Origin of the sequence: Thioalkalivibrio sp. AKL19, from assembly GCF_000420165.1 — a bacterium.
Lineage (GTDB): Bacteria > Pseudomonadota > Gammaproteobacteria > Ectothiorhodospirales > Ectothiorhodospiraceae > Thioalkalivibrio.
Genome location: NZ_ATUK01000010.1, coordinates 44,092 through 60,735, shown reverse-complemented (window position 1 = coordinate 60,735; position 16,644 = coordinate 44,092). Strand labels below are relative to the sequence as shown.

General features: G+C 67.7%; 18 protein-coding genes. 8 read left to right on the top strand and 10 right to left on the bottom strand.

The window, feature by feature from the left end; genetic code table 11:
• Positions 1-2: 2 nt before the first annotated feature.
• The 4 genes from F817_RS0102240 to F817_RS0102225 form a co-directional block, all read right to left on the bottom strand.
• On the bottom strand, positions 3-1,436 hold the full coding sequence (locus F817_RS0102240; protein ID WP_024326117.1) for a DNA polymerase Y family protein: 1,434 nt from the start codon (positions 1,434-1,436) through the stop codon (positions 3-5).
• A 169-nt stretch (positions 1,437-1,605) separates the two neighbouring features.
• A complete protein-coding gene (gene imuA / locus F817_RS0102235) occupies positions 1,606-2,238 on the bottom strand; it encodes a translesion DNA synthesis-associated protein ImuA (RefSeq protein ID WP_024326116.1) in 633 nt (210 codons plus the stop codon).
• Between the two features lie 320 nt (positions 2,239-2,558).
• Complete coding sequence (gene lexA / locus F817_RS0102230) at positions 2,559-3,176, bottom strand: transcriptional repressor LexA (protein WP_024326115.1); 618 nt, start codon at positions 3,174-3,176, stop codon at positions 2,559-2,561.
• Positions 3,177-3,461: 285 nt separating this feature from the next.
• A complete protein-coding gene (locus F817_RS0102225) occupies positions 3,462-3,953 on the bottom strand; it encodes an Lrp/AsnC family transcriptional regulator (RefSeq protein ID WP_024326114.1) in 492 nt (163 codons plus the stop codon).
• Between the two features lie 181 nt (positions 3,954-4,134).
• Here F817_RS0102225 and F817_RS0102220 point away from each other — a divergent pair, with 181 nt between their 5' ends.
• A complete protein-coding gene (locus F817_RS0102220) occupies positions 4,135-5,823 on the top strand; it encodes a 2-isopropylmalate synthase (protein ID WP_024326113.1) in 1,689 nt (562 codons plus the stop codon).
• 249 nt (positions 5,824-6,072) lie between these two features.
• Here F817_RS0102220 and F817_RS0102215 read toward each other — a convergent pair whose 3' ends face one another.
• The 3 genes from F817_RS0102215 to F817_RS0102205 all read right to left on the bottom strand — a co-directional run bounded on the left by F817_RS0102215 (position 6,073) and on the right by F817_RS0102205 (position 7,661).
• A complete protein-coding gene (locus tag F817_RS0102215; RefSeq protein WP_024326112.1) occupies positions 6,073-6,516 on the bottom strand; it encodes a type II toxin-antitoxin system VapC family toxin in 444 nt (147 codons plus the stop codon).
• The gene (locus F817_RS13955) at positions 6,500-6,727 is read right to left on the bottom strand and encodes a type II toxin-antitoxin system Phd/YefM family antitoxin (RefSeq protein ID WP_024326111.1); all 228 of its coding nucleotides are present in this window, start codon (positions 6,725-6,727) and stop codon (positions 6,500-6,502) included. The genes F817_RS0102215 and F817_RS13955 overlap by 17 nt, the downstream gene beginning before the upstream one ends.
• Positions 6,728-6,818: 91 nt before the next feature.
• On the bottom strand, positions 6,819-7,661 hold the full coding sequence (locus tag F817_RS0102205; protein ID WP_024326110.1) for an ion transporter: 843 nt from the start codon (positions 7,659-7,661) through the stop codon (positions 6,819-6,821).
• A gap of 149 nt (positions 7,662-7,810) precedes the next feature.
• Here F817_RS0102205 and F817_RS0102200 point away from each other — a divergent pair, with 149 nt between their 5' ends.
• On the top strand, positions 7,811-8,413 hold the full coding sequence (locus tag F817_RS0102200) for a cyclopropane-fatty-acyl-phospholipid synthase family protein (RefSeq protein ID WP_024326109.1): 603 nt from the start codon (positions 7,811-7,813) through the stop codon (positions 8,411-8,413).
• A 39-nt stretch (positions 8,414-8,452) separates the two neighbouring features.
• On the opposite strand, the gene F817_RS0102195 is transcribed toward F817_RS0102200, so the two are convergent.
• The 3 genes from F817_RS0102195 to F817_RS0102185 are packed head-to-tail and all read right to left on the bottom strand — an operon-like array spanning position 8,453 to position 12,327.
• Entirely contained in the window at positions 8,453-9,055 is a 603-nt protein-coding gene (locus F817_RS0102195; RefSeq protein ID WP_024326108.1) for a nucleoside triphosphate pyrophosphatase, read from the bottom strand.
• Positions 9,048-10,883 (bottom strand): sodium-extruding oxaloacetate decarboxylase subunit alpha, encoded by a 1,836-nt coding sequence (oadA, locus tag F817_RS0102190; protein ID WP_024326107.1) that lies wholly within the window; start codon positions 10,881-10,883, stop codon positions 9,048-9,050. Before oadA ends, F817_RS0102195 begins: the two co-directional genes overlap by 8 nt.
• Positions 10,884-10,908: 25 nt before the next feature.
• On the bottom strand, positions 10,909-12,327 hold the full coding sequence (locus tag F817_RS0102185) for an acetyl-CoA carboxylase biotin carboxylase subunit (protein ID WP_024326106.1): 1,419 nt from the start codon (positions 12,325-12,327) through the stop codon (positions 10,909-10,911).
• A gap of 130 nt (positions 12,328-12,457) precedes the next feature.
• Between F817_RS0102185 and F817_RS0102180 the strand changes: the two genes are divergently transcribed.
• The 6 genes from F817_RS0102180 (at position 12,458) to F817_RS0102155 (ending at position 16,576) form a co-directional block, all read left to right on the top strand.
• On the top strand, positions 12,458-12,979 hold the full coding sequence (locus F817_RS0102180; protein WP_024326105.1) for a DUF177 domain-containing protein: 522 nt from the start codon (positions 12,458-12,460) through the stop codon (positions 12,977-12,979).
• A 110-nt stretch (positions 12,980-13,089) separates the two neighbouring features.
• Entirely contained in the window at positions 13,090-13,287 is a 198-nt protein-coding gene (gene rpmF, locus F817_RS0102175; RefSeq protein ID WP_017942094.1) for a 50S ribosomal protein L32, read from the top strand.
• 99 nt (positions 13,288-13,386) lie between these two features.
• Entirely contained in the window at positions 13,387-14,415 is a 1,029-nt protein-coding gene (gene plsX, locus F817_RS0102170) for a phosphate acyltransferase PlsX (protein ID WP_024326104.1), read from the top strand.
• The gene (locus F817_RS0102165; RefSeq protein WP_024326103.1) at positions 14,412-15,374 is read left to right on the top strand and encodes a beta-ketoacyl-ACP synthase III; all 963 of its coding nucleotides are present in this window, start codon (positions 14,412-14,414) and stop codon (positions 15,372-15,374) included. Before plsX ends, F817_RS0102165 begins: the two co-directional genes overlap by 4 nt.
• Positions 15,375-15,468: 94 nt before the next feature.
• A complete protein-coding gene (locus F817_RS0102160; RefSeq protein WP_024326102.1) occupies positions 15,469-15,945 on the top strand; it encodes a CYTH domain-containing protein in 477 nt (158 codons plus the stop codon).
• Entirely contained in the window at positions 15,935-16,576 is a 642-nt protein-coding gene (locus F817_RS0102155; RefSeq protein WP_024326101.1) for a uracil-DNA glycosylase, read from the top strand. The genes F817_RS0102160 and F817_RS0102155 overlap by 11 nt, the downstream gene beginning before the upstream one ends.
• The last annotated feature ends 68 nt before the right edge of the window (positions 16,577-16,644 follow it).

Sequence of the window (16,644 nt, the reverse complement as noted above, 5' to 3'; positions counted from 1 at the left end):
CCTCAGCCCCAGTAACCCTGACGATACCACTGGCCGCTGCGCAGGCAGCGGTACAGCCAGAGCCGGCGGCCCTGGCGGTCGCGGGCGCAGGCGTAGTCGCGGCGCGCATCCTGCCCATGGTCCCACCAGCCGTCTTCCAGTCGTCCCAGCCATTGGGGCTGGTCGGGGGGCGCGGCGGGCTCGGGGCCCTGTAGCCAGAGGGCCGTTCCGCAGGCCTGTTGGCCCGGGGTTGGAGCGGTGGGGGCCGGAGTGGTGGCGAGATCGTGTCGCGGCCTCTGGGCATCCTCCGGTCTCGGTGTGCGGCGGTTGATCAGACGGGCGACGGCCTGCTCGCCCAGCCGGGCGCGCAGGCGAGCCAGCACGGCGGGTAGCTGATCGGCTGGTGGTCTTCTTGCTGGGTCTGCGGCGAGCAGACTGTCGCCCCGGGCCGGTGGGTCCAGCAAGCGGGGTGCCCGCAGGCGCAGGCCGATCACGGCCTCCGGCAGGGTCTCGCGATCCAGCCGGGTCTGCCACAGGGGCAGCCACTCGTCGGCGCGAATGCCCGGCTGCCCGCGTTCCAGCGTCAGCCGGGTGCGCGTCTCGCGGTGGGCCAGCTCCAGCGTCATCCCCTGCAGGCTGCGGTTCATGCCGCGCAACTGCGCCTCGGCCTGGCGCAGCAGCCGCTTGAGCGGGAAGGCCAGGGTCGCCGTGGCGTGGATCTCGTGCTCCAGGCGCAGGGACAGATCCAGCACCGGGGGTGGCGCAAAGCGGGGCAGGGTCTCCGCGCGCCGGGCCAGCAGGCGGTCCAGCAGATCCAGCAACTCCGGTCCGTGGCGCCGGGCCAGTTCGGGGCGTGACAGGCGCAGCAGATCGCCCAGCTGGCGCAGGCCCACGGCGCGCAGGCCCTCGCGGGTCGCGGCGGCCAGCGGCAGGGCTTCCAGCGGAACCGGGGACAGGATGAGGCGCAGAGCCTCGGGGTCTTCCGCGATCGCGGGGTTGCGCAGGCGGGCCAGCAGGCGCGCGGCGGCGGGGCTGCTGGCCAGGCCAATACGGGGATGGAAGCCCAGTTCAGTCAGGGTGTCCCGTACCTGTGCGCGCAACGCCTCCAGGCCGCCGAACAGGCGGCGGCTGCGTCCGACCTCCACCAGGATGCGCTGTGCCTCCGGTTCCGGATGCACGTGGTCGGAGAACCGCAGCAGTACGCTGGCCAGCATCTCCAGCTGGGCCCGCAGGGCGTCGGGGTCGTGCTCGACCAGTTCCGGGGTGTCCAGCACTGCCAGGGCATCCCCCAGCGCCATGCCGGGCCGTGCGCCCGCGCGGCGTGCCGCGCGGTTGGCGGCATGCACCCGGGGGCTGGCGCCGGATGCCACCACCAGCAGGGGGCGTTGCAATCGCTCCCGGTCCGGCTCCGCCCGGGCCAGGGTGTCCAGCGCGAGATGCGGCAGGTCGATCGCCATCCAGTGTTCCTGCCGCGCCCGGGTGGCGCCGGAGCTGGCGAGGCGCGTCTCCGGTGGCTGTGGTGCCGATACAGGCGCGGGTGTGGCGGCGGCCGGGAGCAAACTCAGTTGCTGTCGCGCCGGCTCCGGGGGCGTGGCCGCATGCGAGGGACGGGCGGGCTGCCCCACCTCAGGCCTCCGGCGGTTCGGGAACCCGCAGGGGGTGGCCGGAGCGGGCCCAGTGGCCGGCCCCCTTCAGGCAGTGCAGTTCCAGTCCGGAAGCCGCGGACTGCCAACGCAGTCGCTGGTGGGCCGGCGAGGGCTGTGTTGCGGCGTCCGGTGGCCGGTACAGGATGGCGCAGGCCCGGCTTTCGCTCGCGGCCAGGCGCAGCCGGCGCAGCAGGGCCGTCTCCACGGGGCGGCGCAGCCAGGCGAGCAGCACGCCAAAGGCCGGGTCGCGCAGGCATTGCTCCCCGGCCCACAGGGTGTCGCGGTCGTGCTCGGTGCGGATCAGTAGCACCCGTTCCGGCGGGATGCCGAGCGTCTGCCAGCCCGGCAGCCAGGGCGTGGCCGGGGGCGCGATCACCGCGATCCAGTAGCCGTCACGGCCGCAGGCGGCCAGCATGGGGACCAGCAGCCGGGTCTCGCCGCAGCCGAACGGGGCCCCCAGCAGTTCGATCAGCTGGCCGCGCGGCCAGCCGCCGCCCAGGGCCCGGTCCAGTTCCGCATGGCCGCTGGGCCAGACCGGGGCATTTGGGGCCGGGATGGCACTGCGGCCGCGCCAGAGCGCCGGGTGGTCGAGCAGGGTATCCAGCGCGCCCATGGCTTAGGGAAACACTGATTCATGTACACGCTCGCGCTCGAGTCGCTTTTGCGTGCGAACAAGGCGCGGTGACCGCCGCCGTGCAGTCATTCTGCACAAGGGAGCCGCAACGCCGTGCGCGCGCCCGTTTTCGTCAACAATGGGCGGCCGAGCCCCGTCGTTCAATCGCTTGTGGGGTTGGTGCCCCAGGTTTCCCGATCCTGCGTTGCGCCCCGAATCCATCAAAAACGGGCGGGTAGAACCACTACCCGCTGCACGACGCGCCTGGTCTCGGAAAAACTGGGGTGCCAACGCGAGTGTGTACATGAGTCAGTGTTTCCCTAGGTCTGGGGTTCGAGATCGCGCAGCACGCCCACGCCGATGCCCTCGATGGCCAGGTCCTGGCGCTCGAGGTCGATCTCGATGGGGCGGAAGTCGGGGTTCTCCGGGAGCAGGCGAACCTTCGGGCCGTCCTGTGCGAAGCGCTTGACGGTGACCTCGTCCTCGATGCGGGCGACCACGATCTGGCCGGGGCGGGCCTCCGGCGTCTGGCGCACGGCCAGCAGGTCGCCGTCGAGGATGCCGGCGTCGCGCATGCTCTCGCCGTGTACGCGCAGGAGATAGTCCGGGCGGCCGCGGAACAGGGCGTCGTCGACCCGGTAGTGGCGCTCGATATGCTCGGTGGCGAGGATCGGCGAGCCGGCGGCGACGCGCCCGACCAGAGGGAGTTCGGCCGGTGCGCCACGGGCGGCACCGGGCAGGCGGATGCCGCGGGAGGTGCCGCCCAGCAGCTCGATCGCGCCCTTCTTCTCCAGGGCCTTCAGGTGGCACTCGGCCGCGTAGGGCGAGCGGAAGCCGAAGGCCCGGGCGATCTCGCTGCGGGTCGGCGCCGTGCCCTGGGTGGCGACGGTCTCGGCGATGTAGTCGAGGATGGCCTGCTGGCGTTCAGTAAGCGACACAAGGCGCCCTCCGGTAACTGTCTATATATACAGTACAAGGGTGGCTCGCCGGAGAGCAAGGGCGATTTACAGGAAGGCTGGAAGATCGGAAGGGTCTCAGGGGAAAGACGATATCGGACAGGTACTCACATTTGCCTCTGACCTTCGTACCCGAAAATGCCCAGGATTACGATAATCCGTCTTCCAGCCTTCTTTTCTTCCTGTAGACCGTTTTTGATCTGGATCTGGGTCTTTCTGGTGCCTTCGTGGGCTTGGTGGTGAATCCGCGCCGGGTTTTCAGGCGCTTCAGGTGGGGGTGTAGTCCAGTGGCAGGGCGGTGCGGTCGACGACGCGGCGCAGCACGAAGCTGGAGTGCACGCTGTCCACGCCCTCCAGGCGGGTGATGCGGCGCAGCAGGAAGTCCTGGTAGGCGTCCATGTCGGGGACCACCACCTGCAGCATGTAGTCGGCGGACTGGCCGGTGATCAGGTAGCAGTGCTGGACCTCGGGGTAGCCGGCCACGGTCTCCTCGAAATGCGCGAAGCGCTCCGGGGTGTGGCGGTCCATGCCGATGTGGATCAGGGCAGTCAGCTCCAGGCCCAGGCTGCGTCGGTCCAGCAGCGCCACGCGGCGCAGCAGGATGCCGGCCTGCTCCAGCGCGCGTACCCGGCGCAGGCAGGGCGAGGGGCTGAGCCCCACGCGGTCCGCCAGGGCCTGGTTGGACAGGCTCGCATCCTCCTGCAGGATCTCGAGGATGCGGCGGTCATAGCGGTCAAGCGAGTGCGGTTGTGGTTTCATGGGGTGGATTATTGCGCATATTTCCCTTGAATGCGCAACGATAGATCCCAATTAAGGCCTCGATAGGGAAAAACGCAAGGTTATGCCCGGATAAATGCGTTAGGATGATGCACAGATAGAAATCCGGAGCGCGGCGTCCGACCCCACGGCGAGGCCGCGCCCCTTACAGGAGACGAACACGATGGCCTTCGATCACACCAAGTACGCCCCGTTCCCGCCGATCGACAAGTCCGATCGCCGCTGGCCGGCCCAGCGCACGACGGTTGCCCCGCGTTTTTGCGCGGTGGATCTGCGCGACGGCAACCAGGCGCTGGTGCACCCGATGAGCGTGGAGCAGAAGATGCGCTTCTTCGAGGTGCTGGCGGGCATCGGCCTGACCGAGATCGAGATCGGCTTCCCGTCCGCCTCGCAGATCGACTACGACTTTACCCGCCGCCTGATCGAGGAAGACCGCATCCCCGAGGGCGTGTACATCCAGGTGCTGACCCAGGCGCGCGAGGACCTGATCGCCAAGACCTTCGCGGCGCTGGAGGGCGCCCCGCGCGCGGTGGTGCACGTGTACAACTCCACCAACCCGGCGCAGCGCGAGCAGGTATTCCGCATGGGTCGCGACGGCGTGCGCGGCATTGCCGAGAACGGGGCCCGCTGGGTGCGGGATTACGCGGCGAAGTACCCCCAGACCGACTGGATCTTCCAGTACTCGCCGGAGAGCTTCTCCACCACCGAGCTGGACTTCGCGGTCGAGGTGGTCGATGCGGTAAACGCGATCTGGCGCCCGGATCAGGGCCAGAAGGTGGTGATCAACCTGCCGGCTACGGTCGAGTCCGCCACGCCCAACGTGTTTGCCGACCAGGTCGAGTGGTTCTGCGACCACGTGCAGTACCGCGAGCATTTCTGCGTGTCGCTGCATACGCACAACGACCGGGGCACCGGCGTGGCCGCGGCCGAGCTGGGCCTGCTGGCCGGGGCCGACCGCCTGGAGGGCACGCTGTTCGGCAATGGCGAGCGCACCGGCAACATGGACCTGGTCACCGTCGGCATGAACCTGTACTCGCAGGGCATCGACCCGACCATCGACCTGTCCGACATGGAGCGGCTGATGGACGTGTACAAGGAGTGCACCGACATGCCCATCAACCCGCGCCACCCGTGGGCGGGCGAGCTGGTGTACACCGCCTTCTCCGGCAGCCACCAGGATGCGATCCGCAAGGGGCTGGCGCAATACAAGGAGAAGGGCGGCCACTGGAACGTGCCCTACCTGCCGATCGACCCGGGTGACCTGGGCCGGCGCTACGAGGAGGTCGTGCGCATCAACAGCCAGTCCGGCAAGGGCGGCGTGGCGCATGTGCTGGAGCGCGACTACGGCATCGAGGTGCCGCGCTGGCTGGCAATCGAGTTCGCCCGCATCGTGCAGAAGGACGCCGAGACCTCGCAGATCGAGGTCTCCTCCAGGCGCATCCACGAGCTGTTCGAGCAGCACTACCTGACCCCGGTTGCCGGCTGGGACCTGGTGCGCTACGAGATCGAGAAGGAAGGTCCGGTGGTGCGGCTGGACGCGACCATGGGCCCGCCGGGGCGCGAGTCGCGCCTGCGGGGTGAGGGCCACGGCGCGGTCGAGGCGCTGACCGCCGCCATGCAGGCCGAGCGTGGCGTGCAGGTGACGGTGACCCATTTCGACGAGCACGCGATGGAGTCCGGCACCGAGGCGCGCGCGATGGCCGCGGTGGATGTGCAGGTGGATGGTGAACGCTCCGTGGGTGTCGCCCTGGGCGAGGACACCACCGCCGCCACCCTGCAGGCCGTGCTGAATGCCACCGGCCGCCGCCTGGGCGAACGCGCCGCCGACGAACCGGCCGCGGTCAACGCCTGATCCAGCGGCCCCTGCGTGTCCGGGGGCGCGCGGGGGGGGGGCGTTGCGCGCAGCGCAAGCACGGTTGTTGGGGTGAGGCGGGCTTTGGCGGGGCTTCGCCTGCAGGCAGGCTCCCACAGGGAGTGGGATGCGGTCTTGTAGGAGCCGCCTTGGCAGCGAAGCCCCTGCCCGCGCCGGAGCGCCGCAGCCGGGTTCCGTCCCGGGCTCTTTGCTTCACCCGCTTCTCCAGCGCGTCGGGTGCCGGAGACTTCAGAATCGACGAACGGTCAGGCTCATTGATGAAGCCGCGTCCGCCAGGACGTTGTCTGCGGTGGCGATGACTGGAATCTCGTGATGACGCGCGGTTGCGATGTGCAGCGCGTCCAGCGTCCGCAGAGGGTGTTCGGGATAGCGGGTGATCAGGTTGGCCGCTTCGTCGAACAGTGCGTCGTCGAAGGGATAGTGTTGTAACGAGGCGCTGGAGATATCGTCCTGGAAGGTGGCGAAGATGATTGCTTCCAGCTCCGGCGACAGCTCCCCCATGCATCGACGCCGCGCGAGTAGGGACCGTAGCTCGGTCGTCACCAGGCGGCTGATGATCGCGACGTCGATTCTCTGGAGATAGTCGACAAAGGCCTCGGATCCCGGTTCGTTCAGGTACCACTTGGCCAGGGCGCTGGTGTCGAGGTAGCTCCGTTCATCCGCGATCGTCACGCTCTTCCCTCAGGAGGGTTTCCGAGGGAACCAGTGGCCCGGTTCGCCGGCGAAGCTCGCAGTGGTCGGGCCGCTGGCGCCCACGATGAACGGGCAGGACCCGTGCAATGGCCTTTCCTCGACGGGTGATGGTGATTTCCCCGGACGCCTGGACGATTTCGTCCAAATGCCGAATGGAGGCCCGCATTTCGCGGACGTTCAGCTCTTTCATGGTGTGATCCCACATGTGCTGCATATATGGAAATTGAAGTACACCACCGAGTGTTCGGCAATGAAAAAGCCCAGCGCGGCACAAAAAACGTCTACCGTACGCGTTTCTCCAGCATGTTCTGCATGCGGGTGAGGCGTTCCTGCAGCTTGACGGTTTCCTGCTGGATTTCGTGGATCTCGGCGTGCAGGGCCTGGTTCTCCTCGTGCACGCTGTCGTGGATCATCTGCTGCTCGATCTCCATCGCGCGGTCGTGCATGCGCTGCATGGCGTCCACGATGATCGCGATGAACAGGTTCAGCACGGTAAACGTGGCGATCAGGATGAACGGCACGAAGAACGCCCAGGCCCAGGGGTAGACGTCCATCACCGGGCGGGCGATGTCCTCGGACCAGCCCTCCAGGGTCATCACCTGGAACAGGCTGTACATGGTGGCGCCGAGGGTGCCGAATTTCTGCGGGAACGATTCGCTGAACAGTCCGGTCGCGATGATCGCGAACACGTAGAAGATCAGCAGCAGCAGTCCGATGATCGAGATGATCCCGGGGATCGCCCGCAGCAGCGCCTCCACGATAAAGCGCAGCTTGGGCACCATGGAAACCAGGCGCAGCAAACGTAGTACGCGCAGTACCGAGAACGGACCGGACGCCGGGATCAGCGCGATCCCCACCACGAAGAAGTCGAACACGTTCCACGGATTACGCCAGAAGCTCAGCCGGTAGACGAACAGCTTGGCCAGCACCTCGGCGGTGAAGAGCGAGAGGATCAGGGCATCGGCGGTCAGGATGACCGGACCCATCCAGCCCATCACGGTGTCGGAGGTCTCGAGCCCCAGCGTCAGGGCATTGAGCAGGATCAGGCCGATGATGAAGCGCTGGGTCAGGCGGGCCTCGATGAAGCCTTCCAGGCGCGTGCGCAACGTGGGAGTCTCGCTCATGGTGTCGGGGGTCGTCGCAGTGCTCGGGGACGCGCAAGAGTAGGGTAAACCCGGGATTCCGGCAATCGTGCCGGCGGCGGCATGCCACGCCCGGTGCAGGGCGGGAGGCCGGCCCCCGCACGCAGACGGGTGAATGAAGGAGACGATGGATGTGGGATGAACGCTACGCCGCGGACGAATACGTCTATGGCACCGAACCGAACGATTTCCTGCGCGCTGCAGTGGCCAACGTCCCGCGCGGCCAGGCCCTGTGCCTCGGCGAAGGCGAGGGGCGCAATGCCGTGTTTCTCGCGCAGCAGGGGTTCGAGGTGCTGGCGGTGGACAGTTCCGCCGTCGGCCTGCAAAAGGCCGAGCGCCTGGCCGCGGACCGGGGCGTCCACATCGACACCCTGGTGGCGGATCTCGCGGATTACACGATCGAACCCGATGCCTGGGACCTGATCGTGTCGATCTTCTGCCATGTACCCCCGGCGATCCGGCGTCGCCTGCATGCCGAGGTCGTGACGGGCTTGCACCCCGGTGGGGTGTTCATGCTCGAGGCCTATACCCCGGCGCAGCTGGACTGGGGTACGGGGGGGCCGCCCACGGCCGAATTGATGATGACGCGGGATGCGCTGGTCGAAGAGCTGGAGGGGCTGGAATTCGAGGAGGCCGTGGAGCGCGAGCGCGACGTGATCGAGGGGCAGTTTCACACCGGTCGCGGCGCCGTCGTACAGATCCTGGCCCACAAGCCGCGGCAGGACTGGGCCTGACGCGGTCCACCCGGACGATGGCCGGGGTTCGCGGCCGGTTCAGTTCGCTGCGGGCGGGACGGCGATACCCGTCTCGCGAAGCCAGTGGCCCAGGGTAATCAGTGGCAGGCCGACCAGCGCGGTCGGATCGTCGCCGCTCATGCGCGCGAACAGGCTGATGCCCAGTCCCTCCGACTTGAAGCTCCCGGCGCAGTCCAGCGGCTGATCCAGGACGACGTAACGCCGGATCTCCTCCGGGGTCAGTTCGCGAAAGGTCACGGTGAACGGCACCTGCCCGGTGCGCGCCTGGCCGGTGGCGGTGTCCAGCAGGCACAGGCCGGTGTGGAAGGTGACGGTCCCGCCGGAAAGCACGGCGAGCTGCGCCTCCGCGCGTTCGGCGCTGCCGGGCTTGCCGAGGATGTGCCCGGCGTGGCTGGCGTTCTGGTCGGAGCCGATCACCAGGTGGTCGGGATAGGCATCGGCGACGGCGCGGGCCTTGGCCTCGGCGAGGCGCTCGACCATGGCCTCGGGCCGCTCGTGGGCCCGCGGGGTCTCGTCGACCTCGGGCCGTGCGGTCTCGAACGGCAGATGCAGGCGCCCCAGCAGTTCGGCGCGATAGGGCGAGGTCGAGGCCAGGACCAGTCTTCGCGGGGGCTCAGCCATCGTCGCTGTCGATCTCGATCAGGGCGTCGTCCGGGTTGGCGGCGGCTCCCTTGGCCACGTTCACCGCGGTGACTGTTCCGGACACGGGCGCGGCGATCTCGGATTCCATCTTCATCGCCTCCAGCACCAGCACCGGCTGGCCCGCCTCGACCCGGTCGCCTTCGGCCACCAGCACGTCGATGATGGTGCCGGGCATGGAGGTAGTGACATCGCCCGGCCGGGTCGCGCGGCGCGACTTCTTGCCTCCGCTGGCCCCGCGGCTGCGTTCGGCGCCGCCGTTGCCGGCGGTCTCGATGCTGTCCAGGGTCTCGATCTGGACCTCTTCCGGCATCCCGTCGACCGTCACGTACATTGGGCGGGTGTCCTCCCGGTGATGGCCGGAGCCGTTGACCTGGATATGGTAGGTCTCGCCGTGGAAGGTGACGTTGAACTCCACCGGCGCGGGGCAGCCGGCCTGGGTGTTTTCCGGCAGGTTGAGCGGTTCCGGGTCGAGAGTGCCGTCGCGGCGCTGCTCCAGGAACTGGCGTCCCACCTCGGGGAACAGGGCGAAGGTCAGCACGTCCTCCGGACCCCGGGCGAGATCGCCGATCTCGCGCGTCAGGCTGTCCATCTCGGGCTGGAGCAGGTCAGCCGGGCGGCAATCGATGACATCGGCATTGCCGATAGCCTGTTGCCGCACGACGCTGTTGATCGGGCCGGGCGCCCGGCCGTAGTGCCCGGTCAGGTATTGCTTCACCTCGTTGGTGATGGTCTTGTAGCGCTCGCCGGCCAGCACGTTCATCACCGCCTGGGTGCCGACAATCTGCGAGGTCGGGGTCACCAGCGGCGGGTAGCCCAGGTCCTCGCGTACCCGGGGGATCTCCTCCAGCACGGTATCGAAGCGATCCAGCGCGTTCTGGTCACGCAGCTGGTTGGCCAGGTTGGAGATCATCCCGCCGGGCACCTGGTTGATCTGCACGCGGGTGTCGACGCCGGTGTATTCGCTCTCGAAGCGCCGGTACTTCTTGCGCACCTCGTGGAAATACAGCCCGATTTTCTGCAGCGCGACCAGGTCCAGCCCGGTGTCATGCTCGGTGCCGGCCAGGGCGGCAACCAGGCTCTCCGTCGGCGGGTGGCTGGTACCGCCGGCAAAGGCGGAGATCGCGGTCTCGACATGCCGGCAGCCGACCTCGATGGCCTGCCAGTGGCACAGCTCGGACAGCCCCGATGTGGCGTGGGCATGCAGGTGTATCGGCACGTCCAGGGCATCCACTAGCTCGGTGACCAGTTCGCGGGTGGCGGACGGGGTCAGCAGTCCGGCCATATCCTTGATCGCGATGCTCTGCGCGCCCATCGCGACCAGCTCGCGGCCCAGGGCAACGAATTCGGCGGCCGAGTGCACCGGGCCGGTGGTGTAGCAGAGCGTGCCCTGCGCGTGGCCACCGGCCTTGCGGGTGGCCTCGATCGCGGTGCGCAGGTTTCGCGCGTCGTTCATCGCGTCGAAGATGCGGATGATGTCGATGCCACCCGCGACCGAGCGCTCGACAAAGGCGCGCACCACGTCGTCGGCGTAGTGACGATAGCCCAGCAGGTTCTGCCCGCGCAGCAGCATCTGCAGCGGGGTGTTCGGCAGCGCGGCCTTCAGCTGGTGCAGCCGCTCCCAGGGGTCCTCCTTGAGGAACCGCACGCAGGCATCGAAGGTGGCGCCGCCCCAGACCTCCAGCGAGTGGAATCCGATGGCGTCCATCTGCTCGCAGATCGGCAGCATGTCCTCGGTGCGCATGCGCGTGGCGATCAGGCTCTGGTGGCCGTCGCGCAGGGTGACATCGGTGATGTGAACTCGATCCATGGTCATTCCGGTGTCCGGGGCGGGGCTAAAGCCCGTGGTGAGCGGCGAGGGCGGCGGCGACGGCCACCGCGAGCTGGCGATCCGAGCGCTTGCCGGGGAACTGCGTCAGTTCCGGGTGGGCCGCCACGAATCCGGTGTCGAAGTGCCCGCTGCGGAACACTGGATGGTCGACGATCGCCAGGTGGAACGGGATGGTCGTCTTGACGCCGAACACGCCGATATCCCGCAGCGCCCGGTTGGCGCGGGCCAGGAGGTCGTCCCATTCCAGCGCCCAGCAGATCAGCTTGGCGCACATCGAGTCGTAATGCGGCGGGATGGTGTAGCCGGTGTAGATGGCGCCGTCGGTGCGCACCCCGGGGCCGCCCGGGGCGAAATAGCGGGTGATGCGGCCGAAGCTCGGCAGGAAGTCGTTCTTCGGGTCCTCCGCGTTGATGCGGAATTCGATGGCGTAGCCGCGGCGGGTGATGTCGGACTGGGTGTAGCGCAGCGGCTCGCCGGCCGCGATGCGCAACTGTTCCTGCACGATATCGATCCCGGTGATCATCTCGGTGACCGGATGCTCTACCTGAAGACGCGTATTCATCTCCATGAAATAAAAAGAATCGTCCGAGTCCATCAGGAACTCGACGGTGCCCGCGTTCTGGTAGCCGACCGCCCTGGCCGCGCGCACGGCCAGCTCGCCCAGATGCTGCCGCTGAGCTTCGGTCAGCTGTGGCGAGGGTGCGATCTCCACCAGCTTCTGGTGCCGCCGCTGCACGGAGCAGTCGCGCTCGAAGAGGTGGATCGCGTGACCGTGGGCATCGCCGAGAATCTGCACCTCGATGTGCCGCGGGTTGACCACGGCCTTCTCCAGGAAGATCTCGGTGCTGCCGAAGGCGCGGGTCGCCTCGGAGCGCACGCGCTCGAAGTTGTATTCCAGGGTGCTGGCATCCTCGCACAGGCGGATGCCGCGGCCGCCACCGCCGGTGGTGGCCTTGAGCATCACCGGGTAGCCGATGCGTTCGGCCACCTCCAGTGCGGCCCCGGCATCCTCCAGGTTGCCCTCGGAGCCGGGCGTGACCGGGACGCCGGCCTCGATCATCGCCCGGCGCGCCGCGACCTTGTCGCCCATGCGGCGAATCACCGCGGCATCCGGACCCACCCAGGTGAGGTCGCGCGCGGCGCAGGCGGCAGCGAAATCGGGGTTCTCCGAGAGGAAGCCGTAGCCCGGGTGGATCGCGTCACAGCTGGCGGCGCGCGCAACGCTGATCAGGCGGTGGATGCTGAGGTAGCCACCCATGGAATCCGGGCCGATGGCATAGGCCTCGTCCGCCTTCTTCACGTGCAGGGCGTGGCGGTCGGCGTCCGTATACACGGCGACCGAGATAATCCCCATTTCGCTGCACGCCCGGATCAGGCGCACGGCGATCTCGCCCCGGTTGGCAATGAGCAGCTTGCGGATCAAACGGAGGGCCCCGGGCAGGTCGATGACAACCCGAGTATCGACGTCGTTTGCGGGCGCTGCAAGTTTCTGTTTCGCTTTGACAGATCGCCCGCGCGCGCGTATATTCCGCGCCCTTGCAACCGAGCCGTTTATGAGTCGCATCCCCGTTTCTCTTGACCCGTGGCAACCGCGTGCGCGGCACTTGGAATTCGAGGGTGACCTGCGTGCGGAAGAGCTGCCGCGGTTACGTGCCGATGCCCTGTCGGGACACCCGTTGCGGGTGCACGCGCGATTCCAGCTGGAACGCGGGGCGCTGGACGAGATACGGCTGAGCGGGACGATTACCGGCGAGTTGTGGCAGACCTGCCAGCGCTGCCTGCAGCCGATGGCATGGGAATTCCGCCTCGAACCGGATGCCGTGCTGCTGCCACCGGAAGGCACGCCGGCTGGCATGAGCGAGGGCGATGACTTTGTCGCTCTCGAGGCGGATGGCCTGTTGCGCCCCGCGGCATGGGTCGAGGAAGAGGTCCTGCTGGCGTGGCCACTGGTGCCGCGCCATGCGGACTGCGAACCCGCCGCCGGGGCCGAATTCGAGGAAGGCGAGGGCGCCGAAAATCCGTTCGCGGTGCTCGAACAACTCAAGAAGGGCGGCCCGGACCGGGGCAGCTCATGACGTGAGCGCTGACCGGCGCATTGTCCGGGCCGAACCGTTATACTTGCGCCCGTTTTGATACCGGGCTCACTCCCGTCGCCACGGGATATTGATCAATCTGGAGATGCATCATGGCTGTTCAGCAACGCCGCAAGACCCGTTCCAAGCGCGATATGCGCCGTTCCCATGACGGTCTGACGGGCGCCACCCTGTCCACGGATCCGACGACCGGCGAGATCCATCGTCGTCACCACGTGACCCCGGACGGGTTCTACCGCGGTCGTCAGGTGATCCAGCAGGACGTCGAAGTCGACGAAGACGAAGATTAAGGTCCAGGACGTGACCGTCCCGGGGCCACGGCTGCGCTCGCACCGTGGCCTTTCCGCGTTTGAATACGGCCACACCGAGGCCGTCCGTCGGACCCGAACATGACTGCCAGTTTTACCATCGCACTGGACGTGATGGGCGGCGATCACGGAACGCCCGTCATCCTGCCTGCGGCACGCCGTGCCCTTGGGGTGGCGGATGACTTTCGTCTGCTGCTGGTTGGCGACCAGGACACCATCGAGGCCGGCCTGTCCGGCTGGACGGCCGCCGAGCGCGGGCGGATCGACATCGTTCATGCCAGCCAGGTGGTGGGCATGGACGAGCTGCCGGCCGTGGCCCTGCGCACCAAGCGCGATTCCTCGATGCGCGTGGCCATCGACCAGGTGAAGAACGGGGCCGCGCAGGCCTGCGTTTCGGCCGGCAACACGGGTGGCCTGATGGCCACGGCCCGCTACGTCCTGAAGACCCTGCCCGGCATCGACCGTCCGGCGATCGCGACAGCCCTGCCGTCCATGAACGGGCATACCCACATGCTGGACCTGGGCGCCAACGTCGATGTCGAGGCCGCGCATCTGTACCAGTTCGCGGTGATGGGCTCGGTCCTGGCGAATGCCGTGGACGGTCTCGAAGCACCCCGGGTCGGGCTGCTCAACATCGGCTCCGAGGCGATCAAGGGCAACGACCGGGTGCGCGAGGCCGGACGCATGCTGGAAGAGTCCAGCCTGAACTACATCGGCTTTGTCGAGGGCGATGACGTCTACTGCGGCGACGTGGACGTGGTGGTCTGCGATGGCTTCGTCGGCAACGTGGCGCTGAAGGTCAGCGAAGGCGTGGCCAAGATGATTTCCTCGAAGATGAAGGGCGAGTTCCGCGCCTCGCTCTATTCGCGCCTGGCCGGCCTGTTCGCGCTGCCGGTGCTGCGCCGCATCCGCCATCGGTTCGACCACCGCCGCTACAACGGCGCCTCGCTTCTGGGCCTGCAGGGCGTGGTCATCAAGAGCCACGGCAGCGCCGACGAACTGGCCTTCGAGCACGCGATCCGCATCGCGCGCATCGAGGCCGAGGCGAACATCTCGCGGCGTATCGACAAGCAGCTGGGCCAGCTCCTGGGGCAGGAGACAAGCGAGTGAAGCATGCACGCATCAGTGGGACCGGCAGCTATCTGCCCGAACGCATCCTGACCAACGCCGAACTCGAGGCGATGGTGGATACCACGGACGCCTGGATCCGCGAACGCACCGGCATCCGCGAGCGCCATATCGTCGCCGAGAACGAGGTCACCTCGGACCTTGCCCTGAAGGCGGCGGAACGTGCCCTGGATGCCGCGGGTATCCGTGCCGCCGATCTGGACATGATCCTGGTCGCGACCACCACGCCGGACCAGATCTTCCCCAGCACCGCCTGCATCCTGCAGGCCAAGCTGGGCGTGGGTGGCTGTCCGGCGTTCGACATCCAGGCTGTCTGCAGCGGTTTCGTGTACGCCCTGGCGACCGCCGATCGCTTCATGCAGAGCGACGAGATTCGCCACGTTCTGGTGGTGGGGGCGGAGACGCTCTCGCGTATCACTGACTACACCGATCGCGGCAACTGCATCCTCTGGGGCGATGGCGCGGGGGCCGTGGTCCTGTCGCGTTCGCCGGATCCCGGCATTATCTCCACCCACCTGCACGCGGACGGCCACCACAAGGGCCTGCTGGAGGTGCCGGGCGGCGTCTCCCAGCCGAACGATAACCCGGACCTGGAGTTCATCCGCATGGAGGGCCGCGCGGTCTTCCGCGTGGCGGTGAACACGCTGGACCAGATCGTCGACGAGACCCTGGAATACAACGGGATCGACAAGTCGGAACTGGACTGGCTGGTGCCGCACCAGGCGAACATCCGGATCATCCAGGCGACCGCGAAGAAGCTGAACATGTCCATGGACAACGTGGTGGTCACCGTGGATCGCCACGGCAACACCTCGGCTGCCTCCATCCCGCTGGCTCTGGATACCGCCGTGCGCGATGGTCGCATCAAGAAGGGTGACTTGATCCTGACCGAGGCCTTCGGTGGCGGCTTCACCTGGGGTTCCGCACTGATCCGGATGTAGTTCGCGCCTCAGGCTTTGGCGGGGGCTTCGGCTGCAAGCAGGCTCCCACAGGTGTTCACCAGGCGATTCGTCAAAAAGTGGAGTACTCGACGACATGGGGCGCGAAATCGAACGCAAGTTCCTGCTGGCCAGCGACGCCTGGCGTGCGCAAGTGGTGCGCTCGCAGTACATGCGCCAGGGCTACCTGTGCGGCAACGACCGCGCCTCCATCCGGGTACGGGTGGACGAGGAGGGGGCCAACCTCAACATCAAGAGCGCGACCCTTGGCGTGGAACGCGACGAGTACCAGTACGACATCCCGCTGGACGAGGCCCACCGCCTGCTGGACACCCTGGCGGGGCCCCAGGTGGAAAAGACCCGCCACTGGGTGGACGTGGACGGCTGGGAGTACGAGATCGACGTGTTCGAGGGCGCCAACGCCGGCCTGATCGTCGCCGAACTGGAACTGCCGAGCAGCGACGCTGAATTCCCGCGCCCCGACTGGCTGGGCGAGGAGGTCTCGCACGATCCGCGCTACTACAACACCGAACTCGCCCGGAATCCCTACCGCGAGTGGCCGGATGCCTCCTGAGCCACACGAGATCTTCGCGGCCGACTGCCGCGCCTGCCCGCGCCTGGCGGCGTTTTTGGAAGACGTCCGCACGAAGCACCCGGAATACCATGCCGCGCCGGTGCCGTCCTTCGGCCCGCTGGATGCGCGGCTGCTGATCGTCGGCCTGGCACCCGGCATGCACGGGGCCAACGCCACCGGGCGCCCGTTCACGGGTGACTATGCCGGCGTGCTGCTGTACCAGACCCTGCACGAACACGGCTTCGCCAGCGCACCGGAGAGCACGAGGGCGGATGACGGACTGGAACTGGTCGACTGCCGCATCACCAATGCGGTGAAATGCCTGCCGCCGCAGAACAAGCCGATCACCGAGGAGATCCGCACCTGCAACGGCTTCCTCGCGGCCGAGATGACGGCGATGCAGCCGCGGGTGATCCTGGCGCTGGGCAAGATCGCGCATGACGCCATCCTGCGCGCAAAGGGCCTGCCGCTGTCCAGCCTGCGCTTCGCCCACGGCGCCGAGCACGAGCTGGATGCGCAAACCCGCCTGATCGATTCCTACCACTGCTCGCGCTACAACACGCAGACCCGCCGCCTGACCCCCACCATGTTCAACGAGCTCTTCGCCCGGATCCGCACCCACCTCGGTTAGCGCCCTGGCCCGGAAGGCCTGGATCCTGGTGCCTCCAGGGCCTGCGTCCGGGGCGTCCGAGCAGATCG